The following is a 16,155-nucleotide window of genomic DNA, read 5'->3' on the forward strand; positions in this document are numbered from 1 at the left end:
GGGCACTTCCGCTTTTTCAGACAGAGTTCTCCGGGGATTTCAGCCGCAAAAACAATTGCTTTTCTGAATTTCCATGGCTTGGGTCGGGTTATGCGCTGGAGGAATTAATGGCTACAGGGTCTGAATCCGACGATGATCCTGCCGCGGAACTGCGGCCGGCGCAGATGGAGCGGCGGCGTTGGGCACGTGAACCGGCCATGCGCAAGGAACGACCACCCCATGCCTCCCCTGCACTCGTGCCACTGCGATTCTCGACGCGGGACCTGCCACCGGCAGAACAATTCCAGGCCTGGCGGGCACATATGGCGCCGCTCGCGGATGTTCATTTGCCGGAGGGAAAATCACCGGAAGACGGGTTCCTCGCGGAGCAGATCGGCTGGCATCTCGGCAATATCCTCATCGTCCAGCAGCGCGCGCAGGCCCACAGATATATCCGCGATCAGGCCATGCTTCGATCCAGCCCCATCGACCATTGGAACGTCGGCCTAATGCGCAGCGGCCAGGCCTGGACCGAGGTCAACCGTCGTGTCACCGAGACCGGTGCCGGCGAGATATTGTTCATGTCTCTCGGCAGCCCCTATCGCGGACGGATGACAGATACCGAAGCTTTGCTCGTGTTCCTGCCGTATGAGCTGCTGGCGCGCGATGCGAGCCTTCTCCAGAGCGCCGGCAACACGGTTCTTTCGGGCAGCCACGCCGAGTTGCTCACGGGCTATCTCACGGGCCTCGAAACGAACCTCGGCAATCTGACGATAGAGGAAGTGCCCCGGATCATCCAAACCATCGGCGATATGGTCGTTGCGGCCGCCGCATCGTCCGCAAGGACTGATACCGGTCAAAACCAGACCAACATGGGACTGATGGAGCGGGCGCACCGCTACATTCACGTCAATCTCCATTCGGAAAACTTGACACCGGACATGATGTGCCGCGCATTGGGGATTTCGCGTACGCGGCTTTACCAGCTGTTTGAGGCGAGCGGAGGCGTGCTCAATTATATTCGCAAGCGGCGATTGCTGCAGGCCTATGCGGATCTCAGCAATTCGGCCGACCACAGGCCGATTTCAGAAATCGCAGAAGCCGCCGGTTTCGAGGTCGCCGCCAATTTTACGCGCGCCTTCATCCACGAATTCGGGCTGAGCCCGCGTGAAATCCGAAGGACAGTGGCAACCCAACAGCGACCAGCTCCGGCCATCGGCTCCACGCGGCGCTACGGAAAAACGATCGGGGATTGGCTGGCCCTGACGGGTTGATCCGGCATGCCGCTTGCTAAGGGCCGTTTCTCAACTGAGCCGGAAATCTCCCCCTCCCCGTCATCTCCCGCAAGCCGAGCTTCCCCACAATCCGCCGCGCCGCCTGGCGGCGTCACCCCGAGCGCTTTTTCGACCATGCCTGCCGAGACAAGCGGTTTTGCCATGACCCGCTCCGGCAGCTTTGACGACGTCGGCCTCCCATCCAGCTTCCGTTCAATCATTAGTCGCGTCGGCGCCAGCCGGTCATGCTCCTTCAGTCCGATTTCGGCAGCCGCATTCAGCCCCTGGGCAATGGCCAGCAGCCGGGTTTCGCGATCGCGATGCCCGCGCTGATCGACGGGAATGGTTTTGAGATTGACGGCCATATCGCGGGCGTCGTGGAAGACAAGGTCCTCGAGGTGGACGAGTTCGCCGCCGAGCCACAACCAGGTGCAGGCGTCAATGAAGTGGGATCGTTCGATCCAGCCCACGCCGACCGGCGAACGGGCGATGCGCCCGTCGAGACGCACCAGCGCGATCCCGGCGTCCGCAATCGGCCACAGGAGGCTGGTCAGGTGATTTTCGTAGAAACGTAACACATTGACATCATGGTAAACGCGTCCTTAATTGGAAGTGATCTCCGGTATTACTTCCGCGATCGATGACGATCGCGACGGCAGCGTTTCACTTCCGATAACTACCAATTGTCGATGGTGACGCAATCAAAGTCGCGCAATTCCCTTCGGCTGCTCTTGGCTCGAAGATTTGGCGGCGGCTTTTCAGCGTCAAAGCCTGCAATCGAGCAAGAGGCTGTGCCTAACCTCCTCCAGATCCTCGGATTTCGGGCTCTTTGCCCATGGCAAGCCCCCAGCGCGTGTTCTCGGCCTCCGATGAGCCGTCCTCCATCTCGACCTCGTTTCCGCGCCCGACGGCTTCCTATTCTGATCATAAAACACACTTGCAAAGGAACGTTTACTGACGCATGCATTATCTGTACAAACCGCTGCTATAGACGACATCGGAGTTCCATGGCGAGACCCGCAATCCCCAATCCCCATCCTGCTCCCCAGAGGCTGATTGGATACGCGCGTGTATCGACAGAAGACCAGATCAACGACGCCCAGGTGGACGAGTTGCGAGCGGCTGGTTGCTATCGCATCCATCAGGAGCACGGATCCGGGGCATCAAGGGTGAGGCCCATCCTGAGGAAGCTTCTCCGCGAACTTGTCACGGGCGACGTGCTCGTTGTCGTCCGGTTGGATCGGCTGGCGCGCTCCGTTAGCCATTTGCTTGCTGTCATCGAAGACCTAGAGAAAAGGGGCGTTCACTTCCGGTCCCTCCGTGATCCAATTGACACCTCGACGCCGCAAGGCATGTTTTCTCTGCAGGTATTGGGTGCCGTAGCCCAGCTCGAGCGTGCGCTCATCGCAGAGCGAACCAAAGCCGGCATGAAGGCGGCTAAAGCGCGGGGGCGGCTCGCCGGCAATCCAGGACTTCGCGAGCGCCGACCGGAAGCTATCCGTGCTGTCTCTGCCGCCCGCAATCGGGCTTATCTGGACGAACTGATCTCATCGGCGCAGACATGGTTGCCGACTGTTCGCAAGCTGCGGCCGCAACATAGTTGGGACAATGTGGTGCTGATCCTTAATCGCATGGGCCACAGCTGGACGGTCGAACGCTTGCGCCGGGCAGTTCACCGGATGGTACGCGAAAAGCTTGCGGAGCCAGAACTGCTCGCCCGCTCTCCTCGGCGGCCGCCCGAGGACAATCTGATGAAGTTGGTCGCCGCGATCGCGATCGCCGATCCCGACCTATCGCTTCGAGAGATTGCTGCGCAGTTGGACCAGATGCATGAGCGACCGCCGCGTGGTGGCCGGAAATGGCAGCCGTCTTCAGTGAGGGCGCTGTTGGACGAAGCGCGCCGCTTCGGACTCATACGCTTATGAGTGCTGGTCGTGACGCGGCTGAACGAGGCGCGCTTGATTGGCGACATATGGTTTGCCGCCCTTTTGGATATAGTCGATTCTAACCTTTCAAGGTGCTCTCTGGGTCTCCGCGACAGCCTTCGAGCATCACATGAGCGAGAGGATTCATTTCTATCACTCATCGCAAGGGATTATGGTGAGTTATAGAAAGGGTGCCTATAACCGCCAATTTGGCCTCGATGCCGACAATCGGCCATCAACGCCGCAAGAGCGCGGCATCGCGGAAATGATGCTCGATGTGTACGACACTTGGTCCGCCCCGCTCAACGACGAAACCTGTTTCGCTGGCACGGCATGATGATGACAGGCAATCGCCATCTTGGAGCGATCGGCGCATATCGAACGCATGAAGATGCCATGCAGATTGTGCCCGGCCGTCAGGACAATCCGACCGTCCACTATGAAGCCCCACCATCAAGGCGGGTCCCCGCGGAAATGGCGGCCTACACCAAGTAGTTCAACAAAACGGCGCCACCCGGTTAACTCCCCTTGCCCGATCTTACCCGTGCCGGCGTAGGCCATTTGTATTGCGAAAGCATCCGTCCGTTTGAAGATGGAAATGGAAGGCTTTGCCGAGCGCTCGCTGAAAAATCGCTTGCCCAAAACATCGGGCAAACCGAGCTTTGATTGCGTTTGTCCACACGATCGAGGATGGCCGGAAAGCCTATTACGATCAGCTCGAACGGCATCAGCGCATGCTCGAGATCACCGAATGACTGTGTATTTGGCGGGAACCATCCTTGATGCGCAACAGACCACCTTGACTCGGGTGGCCTTCTATATCCGCAAGGCGAAATTCAATCACCGGTTCCGCGGGCAATTCAACGACCGCCAGGAGAAGGCCATCACTCGGATGTTCCGGAAAGGCCCTGGGGGGTTTAAAGGTGGACTAAGCGCTGAGAATTACATTTCGATCAGGCGGACCTCGCGACAGCGACACGCGATCTTCATGACTTGTTGGAGAGAGATGCTCTCACGCGCACCGGCGAACGCCGGCACGCACGCTACGCACTAAATCTGCCCTGATTACGAATAAGAGACAGAACTCAACCGCCGCGTCCCTTTTGGACAAAGGACCGAAGAGGCTGAACCAGCTGCCCGACACGCGGGCTTCAAAATCATGCAAACCGGGTCAGGTTTCTCGACCGCGCTTTTGCGGCAACTTCCTCGCGATTGTGCGGCGGATGTGAGGTCTCGAGCGAATCGAGCAATTCGCGCGCGCATGCGGCGATTGAAACGATTGCGTGTTCAAATGCTGCCTCATTGCGTCTCGACGGCTTGGTCGTTCCACTCAGCTTTCGTACGAACTGTAATGCCGCATCACGTATTTCCTGATCGGTCGCCGGCGGATCGAAATTGAAAAGTGGTTTTATATTTCTGCACATGGACTGCTCCCAGTCATCTTCGCTTAACACGTGGCCTAGGGCCGGCCGGACGGCGGCTCATCTGCGCCGGGAGATTTCAAAGCACGATGCGCCTTCTCTCGGTGCAACCACTTCCCGTGCCCATCCCATCCTCGCCTCCCCCTCGATCGGACAGTCCTACCCCTCTGTCGCTCGGGCTGACAACACCTAGATAACGAAAAAGACGCCATAAGTCAGTCTGTCAGCCACCGCTCCTGGCATCGGGTGCACGCGCCATGGCGTCGAGGTCACCATTGACGCCGGTTTTGCCGCCTGCGTCGGATGGTTCCATGTCCCCTTTGCCTTGAACGTCGGACCGCTCGGCACCCACCCTTAACGTCGAAGCCCCGGAAGCTGTCACGCAAAAGGTAACAGCTGTTACCTTTTGGACCCCGGCTATCATAATCGCCTCGATCGTCAAACACGAGCGGCAGACCATTGATGCCACCGCAAACTCGCTTGTCGAGCGGCCCTGCCCCATCCCTTTCTGTCCCAAAGTTATGGTCGCTGCCATCGCTCCGTGCATTAAGTGCACAGCACGCCACGCGCCATTGGTGACATCGTTTGACCGCCCGCGTCGGATCCTTCCACGGCCCCCATGTTTAAAACGTCAGACAGCTCGGCATTTATCCGCAACGTCCGAAGTTCCCGGAAGCTGTGTCGCCTTTGGTAATTGAGCTTTCTTGAAGGAGGAGAGGGGTCCATCCTGTCGGCACGCTCCACTCCAAAGGTAACAGCTGTTACCTTTGGGTCCCAGTAGGGCTGCCTGGTTCGTCAAACCCAGGCGATAATAACATTAACGTCGATGCCGCCCAAAAATGGCGTATCGATCCGACCCTGCCCTGTCCCTCTCTGTCTCCAAGTCATTGTCGCTGCCATTGCTGCAGGCACTCACTGCGCAGGACGCCGCAGCGGCGACGTCACCAGTTGACGCCGGTTTCTGCCCGTCTGCGACTGGACCCTTCCACGTCCCTTTTGCAACCGCTCGGCACTTACTCGTAACGGCCGACGTCCCCGAAGTTATCTCGCTTTTGGTGATTGAGCCTTTTCAAGGAGGAGAAGGGTCATCCTTGTCGGCCGCCCCACCCAAAAGGTAACAGCTGTTACCTTTCGAGCCCATCGGACCAAGGTCGCCTGGCTCGTTGTCGACCGGATCCTGCCCCGGCCCTCTCCGTAGGTGGATAGGCAGATTACGTTCGACAGGGAGGAAGAACGAGGTGGCGATAGATAACCCCCCACCACGTCCATCGCTCCCCGCAGCGAGACAGCCTGCAGCACCCGGCCCGCGCAAACGCCATTGCCGGCCTTCCTGGAACCTCTTCTGCCCGGCGGGTGCCGCAGATGCCGACTGCCTCTCCGTCCTTTAGGCAGCAATGCACAATGATTCCGGACGAGTCACAAGCTGGCCGAACGGGTGGCATGGCTTCTTGAATGAACATTCGGAGACCACCTTCGTCACGGCTCGCACTCATTCTCTCCCTGATCAACGTCCATTGCTCGCGCAAGCTCAGCTGCCGGCAAAGTTGGACGAACCCCGCGTGAAGCGACTCGGTTGGGTGGCCAAAATGCCCGAACAGAGGAACCGCCCAGGATCATGGATGCTGTGCGCTCGGCCTCGCCCAATGCCCTCGATACACGCCACCCCGCTCCTTCGAATTCGTTTACGCCCTCCAACACCCATGTTCTTCTTCGAGCCGAGTGGCTCCAAGGACGCGCAAAGATTTCGCCTCCGATCGGCAACACATTCAGAACGGAGGGTGCCCCGGATAGGCAGGTTAGTTCTCAATGAACAGGAGGAACGGGACTCCCCAGCCACAGCTATCTCGCCTGTCCTTCAGGGCAGTTGTACCGCCCTCGCCGTCTTGCGGAAGCCAGATGGACTATGGCTGCACCACGGCGGGCGCAAACCGATACCTGGCGAAACGACCGCTCTTTCTGGATACACCCGCCCCATTGCCGCTCATGCGACCCAGAGGGCGAAGCCACGCCCAGAAATCGAACTATTCCTGTAGCGGCGTCAAGGTAAACCTCGTCGCCGGTTCCGCATGCCCAAGCGCGGAATAACAGCTGCTACCTTTCGCCTATCTATCCCGTGTATTCATCCCGCTTTCGGCAAGACCGTAAAGGCTTTTTGAAAGGTGAAGACTCCCATCGACCGCCCGGTCGACCATTGCACGGAAATAGCCCCCCGGCTTTGCAATCAGCTCCGGGTCACGCAAGGATTTTTCGAGCACAGTCGCCAAGATGGCGGACGCAGCATAACGGCCGACCCTCCCTACACCGTCTACCCATGCAGCCTCCGAAAGGCCGATCATGCGCCGCATCATTTCGGCCGCGCCGACAACATCGGACCAGCCGTCAAACTCCACACTGACACATTCCTGCGCCGCGCGGCACCCAACCTGCAGCAAGCCAACCGGCACCGCAGCTAAAACAGCACCCTGGATATCACCAACCGCCTTCTCCGCCTGCCGCAATCGGGATTGCGTGTCACCAACCGCCGCTTCAGGCTTATTTTCATAAGCCATTTCGACGGCGAAGCCGTCGTCAGTTTGTTTGATGTCTCGCTCGTAAGAGCGAGTCCGTTCATTACTTTCAGAAAGGTTTTTAGGGGTTGTATTAATAATAGAGGTGACGCCTATGTCACCCGCGCATGACATATTATGCTCACCGAAACGAGCTTCGGCATGTTCAAGAACCTCGGAATGCAGTGATTCGAGCTTGCTTGCTTGCTCAGCGCGGCTCACCATCGTCTCCATGATCGCCTGTGCAGCGCACCTCCAGCTATCCGCCTTCTCCGGGAATGCTTCGCAGGCATCGATGATTGCCCTGGAAAACCGCGTAACCGCTCGCCGCGCATCCTGGGTAGCCTTCAGTTCCCTTTGATAGTTGTCAACGCTCTCCTTGATCTCCGCAAGCCGCACGCGCGCCGGCGTAAAATCGAGCCCGAAGCCGCTGGCAACCATCCCGTCATTGTCGCGGTACACGAAGCGCCGGCCCGTTGGGCTGTCTCGGTAGGCAGCGATCCCAGCTTCAACGATCCTGCGCAGGCACCGCGTAACCGTGCGCTCGGAGCGCAGCGTGTATTCTGCGAGCTTGGCGTTCGAAATTGCAACGATCGGCCTGCCGGCCCCTTTCCAGTCATCGCCGCGCGAGAGGCCAAGGAGAATGTCCAGGACATGATAGGTCGTGCCGTCGATCCCAAGGATCGGCGCTGCTTTCTTCAACAGGAGGGAGATCTCCGATTTCGAGGTGTCCGGGATGTCGTTGGCCATCGCCATTCGCGCGCTTGCGAGAATGGCCGGACTGACGCGTCTGAACGATGCGATTGCCGTTGCTTCTGTCATTAGCTAGCCTGCCCGCAGCGCCTTAGCGTGCGGCTCCATCGAGATTCTTGTTGATGAAAGCCAGCAGACGGGCACAGTTTTTCGTTCCCAGCTGTTACGCAGGGGTTGATTGTGCCAGCGGTCCGTCATAGAATCAGTTTGTTAGAGCTGATGTCGACGGGACGTTTTCGTACTGTCGGCTAGGATTTTAAGGGTTCGCCGATTGCCGTCGGTGAGCCCTTTCCTATTTCTGAACCAGCCTACCGCATCGGCGTCTCCCCGTTTTGTTGCCGGTACTCGTCCACCAGTGCCGGAAGCTTTTCGATGAGCCAGGCCGACAGGCCTGGCATCTTGCTTTCCGGAATTGTAATGAGCGTTGAGGAACGCGAGGATTTCGCGGTAATCACCGCGCCGCCACCGATCTCGATCTCTTCGCCGCGATCTCCGCTGGCTGCCTTGTGTTCCAGGGCGTTCATGATCGCGGCGAAGCGCTGATCGCTTGGGGACGCAACCCATGTCCTCGTCGACGTCACCTGGTCAATGATAAGCTGGGCTGCGGCCGGAGCCCTACCGTCCTTGAAATGGGCGGCGAGCTTTTCCCACTTCGGCCGGCCAATTGAAGGCGCCGCACCGATCCTGGCGATCAGTTCGGCCGGGAACTGTTCTGCAATCCCAATCAGCATCGAAATATAGGTCAGCTTGCCATCTGCCCTGCCGAGGGCGGCAGCAATCGTCTCCCGGCGGAAGCCGCGCGACTTGAGGGTTGCAGCAAACAGCGCCTGCTCGATGAACGAGAGATTGGCGCGTTCGGTATTCTCGATCCCTTGAGCGACCACCAACTCGTCGTCGGTGAGCTCACGGATGATCGCTTTTACCGGCCGTTCAAGAATCTGACAGGCCCGCAAACGCCTATGGCCATAAGCGACCTGAAAGTAGCCTTGCTTGTCAGGGGAGGGGCGAACGAGGATGGGAAGTCTCTGGCCGCTTTCGCGGATGCCCTCAACGAAACCCTGAAATAACGGATCTCCCTCGATGTCGAGGCGATCCCTGACAAAGGAGGGAACGACATGGGCGGAGTCAATTTCGACAATTGCTTCCGAACCGCTCAGTTGTTCACGAAGGCGGTCGTTCTCCTCTTCCACGGCGACAAAGGCCCGGTCCATCGACTTGACGGCCCCAGATCCAACTTTGACCGCGGGACCTGCCGAGATCTGTTTCGCAAGCTCAGCGGAATCGACATTCCCAAAAAGGGTTTTCATCCGATTGGAGCGTTCTTTGGCATTGGTCATGACCGTCCCCATACCGATTGGATGTGGTTGAAGATCTCGAGATTGACAGCATCGACGGAGTCCAAGGCGCGTGTGAGGGTGTCACGACCGACAGAACCGCGTGCCATTTCGTAAAGGCTCTTCTTCTCCAAGCCGGCGCTGGCGATTGCCGTCGTGTCCACCACGGCTGGCGCCAGCACGTCCTCGCCAAACAGTGAGCGCAGGAGTGCGACGACATTCACCTGAGGAACATCGTTCGGATTATGCCTAGTGATGACATATCGAATGAAATCGTGTTCAAGAATACCGCCACGTTCCTCGATCACGTGCATGACATCGCTCAACATTGCCAGGAACTGGTTCATGCTGGCGACGTCGATCATCGCCGGATGAACGGTGATCAGCAGCGAGGTGGCGGCACAGAGCGCGCCCAGCGTAAGATAACCCAGCTGCGGCGGCGCATCGATCACGACGACATCATAGTCGTCCGCGACGCTGTTTATGACGGCGCCGAGCCGCCGGAAAAAGATCCCGTCGCCGCGGCCGCCGCCGCTTGCAATCGCCTGGGGCGTCTCATGCTCGTATTCCATGAGTTCCAGGTTGCCCGGTATCAGATCGATGCCGTCAAAATAGGTATTGCGGATGATGTCGCGCATCGGCCGTCGGTTGTCTTCGTCATAGCGAATGGCCGCATAAATGGTCTCGTTCTCGCTGACATCGAACTCGGGCTGATAGCCGAACATGGCCGACAAGGATGCCTGCGGGTCGAGATCGATTGCCAGCACTCGCAAACCGGCCAGCGCGAGATAATGGGTAAGATGGACGGTCGTCGTCGTTTTGGCGGATCCGCCCTTGAAGTTTGCAACCGCGATGACCTGCAGCTTCTCGCCGGGGCGCCGGCGCGGCAAGAAATCCAACGCTTCCACAGGACGTTTGGTTGCCAGGTATCGTCGGAGTTCATTGACCTGGGCGAGCGTGTAGCTCCTGCGGCCATTCTCCAGCCGCTCCGGCATTGCGCCTTCGCCGTCCAACGACATTTGGCGGAGTGTCGATTCTGCGATCCCGAGCATGCTGGCAACGTCGCGTGATGTGAACGTGCGCAACGATTTCATCGCTTCAGGCGGATACATATGTGTCCGAAGCGACTGCAACTGCGCTGACAACATCTGCGCTTGGCGTGTAATCTTCGCAGCGGAGGATTCGCTCGTTTGCTTGCGTGTCGTCATCTGATCCATTTTCACCTCGCGACGGTTTTTCACCGATGATCGCGCATTTTCCGTCGCAAAGGTTGCAGGTATCGCGTGAGTCGTCAAACCTTCTTTGGTTAACGAAAATTTAATAAACAACTTGCTGCCAACACTGTCATCCGGCGCTCCACCATATTTTTCAACGACTTGAAGGCGTGGAGCGTCGCTGAGCGGTTGTTTTCATACCCGCACTTTTGCGGGTGGCGGTACTATTTGCACGGGCCGCCCTGGTATGGACAAGGCACACCTCCCGCGGCAGCGACGAGCGACTCGCAGATTTGTGACTGGAATCAAACCGCTTCTTTGCGCAAATCACGATCCGCGCACCAGCACAATTGCGGAGCGGGATCATGAAGCTGATAGCAATCCAGGCGCCGACGTCGAGCAAGGACGCAGCGCTTCTCGGTCAAATCTACCACCTCCGGGCGCGCGTCGTCGCGGACCGGCTCGCCTGGAACGTCTCCAGATCCAATGGTCGGGAGCGCGATCAATTCGACGAAATCGAACCGACCTATATTCTTGCCTTAGCGGATAGGGGATATTGACGTGGTGATCGGTTGCGCACGGCTGCTGCCCGCCATTGGCCCTACCATGCTGGAACACGTCTTCCCGCAGCTCCTTTCGCCAGGGCGGCTCGACGCACATCCGTCATGATCGAAAGCTCGCGCTTCTACGTCGATACTGCGTGTCCTCGTGAAGCCGGGGAGGGGGGCCTTGCGCCACGTCACGTTCGATATGTTTGCAGGTATCCTACGGCCACTCGCCCAAGTAACCATCCTTCACGGAAATGAATCAGTCGCATGTGATTGATTCAAATGTGTCGTTGGACGTCGCCGTCCCGTTTGACGATGATGCCAACATGACTGTGCAGCCCTACCACCTCTATATCGAACGAGCGGATCCGGCGAAGAACATGGCGCGCTACTACGCCATAGAGATTGGGCAGACGCTGTTTGGAGAGCCCTGCCTGACGCGGCGATGGGGACGGATCGGCAGGCGTGGGCAGGAAAAGCACCATGTCTTCGAACGGGAGGAGGAAGCAGTTCGACTGTTCCTCGACCTGGCGAAACAAAAACGTGCTCGCGGCTACCGACCGAAAACAACTATCCGGTATTTGCGGGGCTGACCTCGTTCTTCTTCTTTCCTTCACAGCCGAAGCGAGGGTGCCCCGAAGCCTCCCCGAATGGATGTCTGTGTCAGCAGTTCGGCCCCGCCTGGGCGGCGGGGCCGTGGCGGGCTCTCAGTCGCGGTTGGGGCAGGACCAGATCAGCTGTAGCCATCCTCGCCTCAACTCGGAGAGCGTTGCCTAGATCGGAGCTGGGAAGCTTGGATCGTCCAGCTTGACCGAGAGATAGTCGCGGTCGCTCTCGCTGAAGCGCCCTTCACGGCCTCGATGGCTGTCGCAAGGATCGGTGACGGTCGGACGGCACCTGAAGAGGCCGCAAAGCAGCAAGGGTGGCAAGTCGCAGATTTGTTAGTCGAAGAGAACCCTCAGACCACGCCCTTCTTAAGGATGAAGTTCCCATAGGCGCGCGATTCCGCCGTCTGGATGACTGCAAACGATCGCATCGCGATGGGATAGTACGCAAACCTCTCGACCGGTTGGCTCGCTATGGAACGGCCCTCTGCTTCACTGCAAACGGCGAGGACGTCTTTGTGTACTTCCAGCAACTCGCCTGGCGCGTCGACGGCCTCCATGTGCATCAGAGGCGTCTCACTAAACGTGTCCAAGGGCATCATCTGAAGGATCCCGCGGATTGCAGTCGGTGCATCGACACCCTCCAAGATGAGAAGCTTTCCGCTCGTGGTTTGGGTCGCTACACGAAAACCGGCGAAGTTTCGATCCACGATTGCCAGTTCGTCGCCGTGACCCATGGAGGCCATGACCCACAACAGGTCGGCCGTAATGAACGGCGGCACACCCTTCAGCATGGCGTCTCCCTCCCAAGAGATTAGCAGCGACAAGAACGGTGAACGATTAGCAGAAAAAAACGATTGCGCAAACGTTTCGATGGCGCTAGCGTTATTACATAGCGGATCCTGGGAGAGCCTCTGGAGGTTGGAATTCCGCTTGGGAGGATAGTTTGAAAAACCTGTTTGTTGCGCTGCTGGCGAGAGCTGGAGTGCGCTCATGACGACTATTTCCGAGGTGGCAAAGGCGGCCGGGGTCTCAGTCTCCACGGTTTCGCACGTTCTCAATAAGACGCGCTACGTCTCGCCCGAGAAGGTCAAGCTCGTCCTCGAGTCCGTGGAGGCGATCGGATATATCCCCAATACAGTCGCTCGCTCGCTCAAATTGTCATCGACAGGTACCGTCGGCCTCGCGATTTCCGCAATTTCGAACCCTTATTTCAGTGACATCATCTGTGCGATTGAAACCGAGTGTTCCAAACGGGGCTTGATCGTGTTCCTCTGTGACACGCAAGATGACCCGGTCCGGGAGCTGGAACTGGTCCAGCATCTGCATCAACGCCGAGTCGACGGGATTATACTTGCGCCTTCGGGCGATCCTAAAAAAGCGCTGGACTATCTCATCCGGTCCGACCTTCCCTGTGTGCTTGTTGACAGGCTGTCGGACAACCGTTTCGACCAGGTCGGGACGGATAACGTCGCCGCAATACAAACGCTCGTCGATCATCTCGTGACGCTGCATCATCGACGGGTTGGGATCATTCTCGGTCAACCCGGCTTTGCGACGACCGTGGAGCGCGCAAAGGCCTTCCGCGCAGCGATGATCGAGAAGGGAATAGAGGTAGAGGACAATTTAATCAGCGACGGCAATCGCAGCACCGCCGACGCCACTGCTTCGACGCACCGTTTGCTGGAGCTGAAGGAGCCGCCGACAGCGATTCTTGCTTCGAACAATCTGGCGATGATCGGGGCTATGAGGGCTATCCGGGAGCGGAAGCTGCGTGTTCCCGCGGACATTTCTGTGCTTGGAATCGATGATTTTGAATGGGCAGATTATTTCGAACCGCGCCTGACGCTGATGGCCCAGCCTTGCGATGAGATTGGCAGGAAGGCGGCGGACTTGCTGATCGAGCGGATTGGCAACAAGCTCCGCCCCCGCGAGACCATTCGACTGTCGCCAGTTTTGCGGGTGCGTGAATCGTGTGGAGAGGCAGCATGAGCCACGTTGTTCTTTCAGCGAAAGGTGTGGTCAAGCGCTTCGGCGGCGTTCAAGCGCTTCGCGGCGTGGATTTCGAACTAAAGGTTGGCGAAATCCATGCGCTGCTTGGTGAAAATGGTGCCGGAAAGTCGACGTTGATGAACTTGTTGTCCGGTGTGAATACCCCGGACGAGGGAGAGATCTTCATCGACGGCAAACCCGCGCGATTTCATAGCCCGCGCGATGCACAAGCAGCGGGGATCGCAACGATCTTCCAGGAGCTGGACCTCGTTCCGAGCCTGACCGTGGCCGCCAATCTCTTTCTTGGGCGCGAGCTTGTCCATCGGCATGGTATGCTCGATGGCAAGGCGATGCTGCAAGAGGCGCGCAAAAGACTGGAAGCGATCGACCGATCGATCGATCCCACCCAGTTCGTCAGTGAGCTTTCGATCGGCCAGCGCCAGGTCGTCGCCATCGTCAAGGCGCTTTCCTACGCATCGAGAGCCCTCATCATGGATGAGCCGACGGCTGCCTTGACCGTTGGCGAAGTAGATCGATTGTTCGACATCATGCGTGGCCTGGCGTCCTCGGGCGTTGGCATCGTCTATATCTCGCATCGTCTTGAGGAAGTGCCGCAGATCGCTCACCGCGTAACGGTCATGCGCGACGGCAAGGTGGCTGGCGTCACCAAACCAGATGCTCCGCAGGCCGAACTGGTGCAGCTTCTCGTCGGACGTCCTTTGAACGAGCTTTATCCGCGCCGCGCCCATAGTGTTGGTGACGTGCTCCTGCGGATGCGGCAGGCTTCCTTCCGCCCACATCGCGCGTCTCCCGGGTGGCAAGCGCCAATCAAAGTCGATCTCGATGTTCGTAGCGGCGAAATCGTCGGGCTCGCGGGCGTTATGGGGGCGGGTCGAACCGAGCTCTTGAGCGCACTCTACGGAACAGGCGTGCCGGGCCAATGGCATGGGGACATTACGATTGGTGGCAGACCGACCAGGCTTAAATCGATCGCGGCTGCTCGCAGGGCAGGACTGGCATTCGTAACCGATGACCGGCGTGGAGCCGGTCTCATGTTGCGTATGTCTGTAGGTCTCAATCTGGTGATGTCGATCATCCGCTGGATATCACCAAGAGGCTTTATGTCTGCGCGACGCCAAGAGGACGCGATCAAAAGTTCTTTCGGCCAATTCGACATCCGTCCCAAGAATCCCGGGATCGCGGTCGGGGCACTTTCGGGGGGGAATCAACAGAAGGTCGTCCTCGCAAAGGAAGTGCTGGGAAAGCCGCGCTTGTTGCTTCTCGACGAGCCGACGCGTGGCGTCGACGTCGGCGCAAAGGGGGAAATTTACGCCCGCCTGCGCAAACTTGCTTCAGAGGGATTGGGCATTCTTGTCGCTTCGAGCGAGATGCCCGAGCTGATCGGCCTGTGCGATCGAATAGTGGTTTTGCGCAACGGCAGCAGCGTTGCTGAGTTTTCTGGCGGCGTCGACGAACACGAAGTCCTGGCGGCCGCCAACGGGAGGGAGGCCTGATGTCCGAACAGCAAATTACATCCAATCCAGCCATTCAGCCCGCCAAGCGGATGGATCCGCTTGCGGTGTTGGTCCGCTTCCAAAGCTTGATCGGCCTTATACTCGTTTTCGCCGGGGGCATCATTTTCTCACCGCGTCGGCACGGTGTCATCCTGTTCATTCAACCCGACAACATCGCCAACATCGTCCGTGCGGTGTCTGAGACTGGCATCATCGCAATCGGAATGACGTTCGTGATCATCACGGCCGGAATTGATCTCTCGGTTGGGGCGACACTTGGTCTTGCGAGCGTGGTAACAGCAACATTGATGGTCTCAGGCGGTTTTGGGCTGATCAYGACGGTGCTGGCAGTGCTGCTGATGGGCATTTGCTTCGGGTTGGTCCAGGGAGCGATCTCAAGCAAGTTTCGACTTGAAGCGTTTATCGTGACTCTCGCCGGTCTACAGGCAGCCCGCGGGCTTGCACTCGTTGTGTCGGACAATCAATACATCAATATCTCTTATGGTGATGGTCCTGGGCTCGCTCCGCCCATCTTTGCCATTCTGGGCGGTCGGCTATTCGGCAACGTCGTTCCCGTGGCTACGATCGTCTTCTTGATCTTTGCCTGCATCGCCACGCTGGTGCTGAACACGACCAGATTCGGCCGTTACGTCTATGCCGTCGGCGGAAATGAGCGCGCCGCCCGCATCTCAGGTGTTCCGGTCTCAGCAATCAAGATCGCCGTTTACGCCATTACCGGCTTTGCATCCGCGCTTGCTGGCATCGTCCATGCCGGGCAATTCAATTTTGGGAGTGCCAATGATGGGACCGGATATGAATTGACGGCCATCGCGGCTGTCGTCATCGGAGGAACCAGCCTGTTTGGCGGGTCAGGTTCAATGGTCGGAACAATCGCCGGTACGATCATGCTCGGCGCTTTGGCCAATATATTGCAGCTGAACAACATCACGCCAGCGATGCAGTTGCTTGCCACAGCGGCAATTATCGTTCTGGCGGCAGTCCTTCAATCCCTCGTTCGTCGCCGCGAAGGATTGGGCAGGTAGTGTGGCG

General features: G+C 58.4%; 13 protein-coding genes and 3 pseudogenes. 9 read left to right on the forward strand and 7 right to left on the reverse strand.

Going from position 1 to position 16,155, the window contains the following annotated elements:
• Positions 1-107: 107 nt before the first annotated feature.
• The gene (locus tag AC1D2N_RS28765) at positions 108-1,253 is read left to right on the forward strand and encodes a helix-turn-helix domain-containing protein (RefSeq protein ID WP_020572886.1); all 1,146 of its coding nucleotides are present in this window, start codon (positions 108-110) and stop codon (positions 1,251-1,253) included.
• Between the two features lie 16 nt (positions 1,254-1,269).
• On the opposite strand, the pseudogene AC1D2N_RS28770 reads toward AC1D2N_RS28765, so the two are convergent.
• A pseudogene (locus AC1D2N_RS28770) lies at positions 1,270-1,612 on the reverse strand (helix-turn-helix domain-containing protein); the annotation flags it as partial.
• A 648-nt stretch (positions 1,613-2,260) separates the two neighbouring features.
• Between AC1D2N_RS28770 and AC1D2N_RS28775 the strand changes: the two are divergent.
• Both AC1D2N_RS28775 and AC1D2N_RS28780 read left to right on the forward strand, forming a co-directional pair.
• Positions 2,261-3,178 (forward strand): recombinase family protein, encoded by a 918-nt coding sequence (locus AC1D2N_RS28775; RefSeq protein WP_130654112.1) that lies wholly within the window; start codon positions 2,261-2,263, stop codon positions 3,176-3,178.
• 199 nt (positions 3,179-3,377) lie between these two features.
• Positions 3,378-4,243, forward strand: a pseudogene (locus AC1D2N_RS28780) (Fic family protein); the annotation flags it as partial.
• Between the two features lie 92 nt (positions 4,244-4,335).
• Here the strand turns inward: AC1D2N_RS28780 and AC1D2N_RS28785 are convergent.
• From AC1D2N_RS28785 to repA, 4 genes are all read right to left on the reverse strand, one after another.
• Positions 4,336-4,602 carry a DUF2277 domain-containing protein gene (locus AC1D2N_RS28785; protein WP_018448904.1) on the reverse strand — a complete coding sequence of 89 codons (267 nt, stop codon included), beginning with the start codon at positions 4,600-4,602 and terminating at the stop codon, positions 4,336-4,338.
• 2,099 nt (positions 4,603-6,701) lie between these two features.
• On the reverse strand, positions 6,702-7,967 hold the full coding sequence (gene repC / locus AC1D2N_RS28790; RefSeq protein ID WP_130729853.1) for a plasmid replication protein RepC: 1,266 nt from the start codon (positions 7,965-7,967) through the stop codon (positions 6,702-6,704).
• A gap of 239 nt (positions 7,968-8,206) precedes the next feature.
• The gene (gene repB / locus AC1D2N_RS28795) at positions 8,207-9,247 is read right to left on the reverse strand and encodes a plasmid partitioning protein RepB (RefSeq protein ID WP_130654110.1); all 1,041 of its coding nucleotides are present in this window, start codon (positions 9,245-9,247) and stop codon (positions 8,207-8,209) included.
• Positions 9,232-10,449: a plasmid partitioning protein RepA gene (repA, locus tag AC1D2N_RS28800; protein ID WP_018448900.1), complete on the reverse strand. Its 1,218-nt coding sequence runs from the start codon at positions 10,447-10,449 to the stop codon at positions 9,232-9,234. Before repA ends, repB begins: the two co-directional genes overlap by 16 nt.
• 362 nt (positions 10,450-10,811) lie before the next feature.
• On the opposite strand from repA, the gene AC1D2N_RS28805 reads away from it, so the two are divergent.
• From AC1D2N_RS28805 to AC1D2N_RS28815, 3 genes are all read left to right on the forward strand, one after another.
• On the forward strand, positions 10,812-11,006 hold the full coding sequence (locus AC1D2N_RS28805; RefSeq protein WP_018448899.1) for an acyl-homoserine-lactone synthase: 195 nt from the start codon (positions 10,812-10,814) through the stop codon (positions 11,004-11,006).
• Between the two features lie 4 nt (positions 11,007-11,010).
• The gene (locus tag AC1D2N_RS28810; RefSeq protein WP_245484598.1) at positions 11,011-11,115 is read left to right on the forward strand and encodes an acyl-homoserine-lactone synthase; all 105 of its coding nucleotides are present in this window, start codon (positions 11,011-11,013) and stop codon (positions 11,113-11,115) included.
• A gap of 205 nt (positions 11,116-11,320) precedes the next feature.
• Positions 11,321-11,587: a WGR domain-containing protein gene (locus AC1D2N_RS28815; RefSeq protein ID WP_028732502.1), complete on the forward strand. Its 267-nt coding sequence runs from the start codon at positions 11,321-11,323 to the stop codon at positions 11,585-11,587.
• A gap of 114 nt (positions 11,588-11,701) precedes the next feature.
• Here the strand turns inward: AC1D2N_RS28815 and AC1D2N_RS28820 are convergent.
• Both AC1D2N_RS28820 and AC1D2N_RS28825 read right to left on the reverse strand, forming a co-directional pair.
• Positions 11,702-11,839: pseudogene (locus AC1D2N_RS28820) on the reverse strand (DUF736 family protein); the annotation flags it as partial.
• Positions 11,840-11,952: 113 nt separating this feature from the next.
• Complete coding sequence (locus AC1D2N_RS28825) at positions 11,953-12,393, reverse strand: RbsD/FucU family protein (RefSeq protein ID WP_026231062.1); 441 nt, start codon at positions 12,391-12,393, stop codon at positions 11,953-11,955.
• A gap of 199 nt (positions 12,394-12,592) precedes the next feature.
• On the opposite strand from AC1D2N_RS28825, the gene AC1D2N_RS28830 reads away from it, so the two are divergent.
• Genes AC1D2N_RS28830 through AC1D2N_RS28840 form a run of 3 tightly spaced genes read left to right on the forward strand, consistent with a single transcriptional unit; the run spans position 12,593 to position 16,148 of the window.
• Positions 12,593-13,591 carry a LacI family DNA-binding transcriptional regulator gene (locus AC1D2N_RS28830; protein WP_018247078.1) on the forward strand — a complete coding sequence of 333 codons (999 nt, stop codon included), beginning with the start codon at positions 12,593-12,595 and terminating at the stop codon, positions 13,589-13,591.
• Positions 13,588-15,105, forward strand: a complete 1,518-nt coding sequence (locus tag AC1D2N_RS28835) for a sugar ABC transporter ATP-binding protein (RefSeq protein ID WP_028732504.1) — start codon at positions 13,588-13,590, stop codon at positions 15,103-15,105. Before AC1D2N_RS28830 ends, AC1D2N_RS28835 begins: the two co-directional genes overlap by 4 nt.
• Positions 15,105-16,148 (forward strand): ABC transporter permease, encoded by a 1,044-nt coding sequence (locus AC1D2N_RS28840; protein ID WP_477982465.1) that lies wholly within the window; start codon positions 15,105-15,107, stop codon positions 16,146-16,148. The genes AC1D2N_RS28835 and AC1D2N_RS28840 overlap by 1 nt, the downstream gene beginning before the upstream one ends.
• Positions 16,149-16,155: the final 7 nt, after the last annotated feature.

The organism is Rhizobium sp. P1_B8, assembly GCF_056406515.1.

Excerpts from the sequence above, each read along its gene's own strand:
- AC1D2N_RS28805 (WP_018448899.1), top strand. The coding sequence starts at position 10,812 with ATGAAGCTGATAGCAATCCAGGCGCCGACGTCGAGCAAGGACGCAGCG.
- AC1D2N_RS28830 (WP_018247078.1), top strand. The coding sequence starts at position 12,593 with ATGACGACTATTTCCGAGGTGGCAAAGGCGGCCGGGGTCTCAGTCTCC.
- repC (WP_130729853.1), bottom strand. The coding sequence starts at position 7,967 with ATGACAGAAGCAACGGCAATCGCATCGTTCAGACGCGTCAGTCCGGCC.
- AC1D2N_RS28815 (WP_028732502.1), top strand. The coding sequence starts at position 11,321 with ATGACTGTGCAGCCCTACCACCTCTATATCGAACGAGCGGATCCGGCG.
- AC1D2N_RS28825 (WP_026231062.1), bottom strand. The coding sequence starts at position 12,393 with ATGCTGAAGGGTGTGCCGCCGTTCATTACGGCCGACCTGTTGTGGGTC.
- repA (WP_018448900.1), bottom strand. The coding sequence starts at position 10,449 with ATGGATCAGATGACGACACGCAAGCAAACGAGCGAATCCTCCGCTGCG.
- AC1D2N_RS28835 (WP_028732504.1), top strand. The coding sequence starts at position 13,588 with ATGAGCCACGTTGTTCTTTCAGCGAAAGGTGTGGTCAAGCGCTTCGGC.
- AC1D2N_RS28775 (WP_130654112.1), top strand. The coding sequence starts at position 2,261 with ATGGCGAGACCCGCAATCCCCAATCCCCATCCTGCTCCCCAGAGGCTG.
- AC1D2N_RS28785 (WP_018448904.1), bottom strand. The coding sequence starts at position 4,602 with ATGTGCAGAAATATAAAACCACTTTTCAATTTCGATCCGCCGGCGACC.
- AC1D2N_RS28765 (WP_020572886.1), top strand. The coding sequence starts at position 108 with ATGGCTACAGGGTCTGAATCCGACGATGATCCTGCCGCGGAACTGCGG.
- repB (WP_130654110.1), bottom strand. The coding sequence starts at position 9,247 with ATGGGGACGGTCATGACCAATGCCAAAGAACGCTCCAATCGGATGAAA.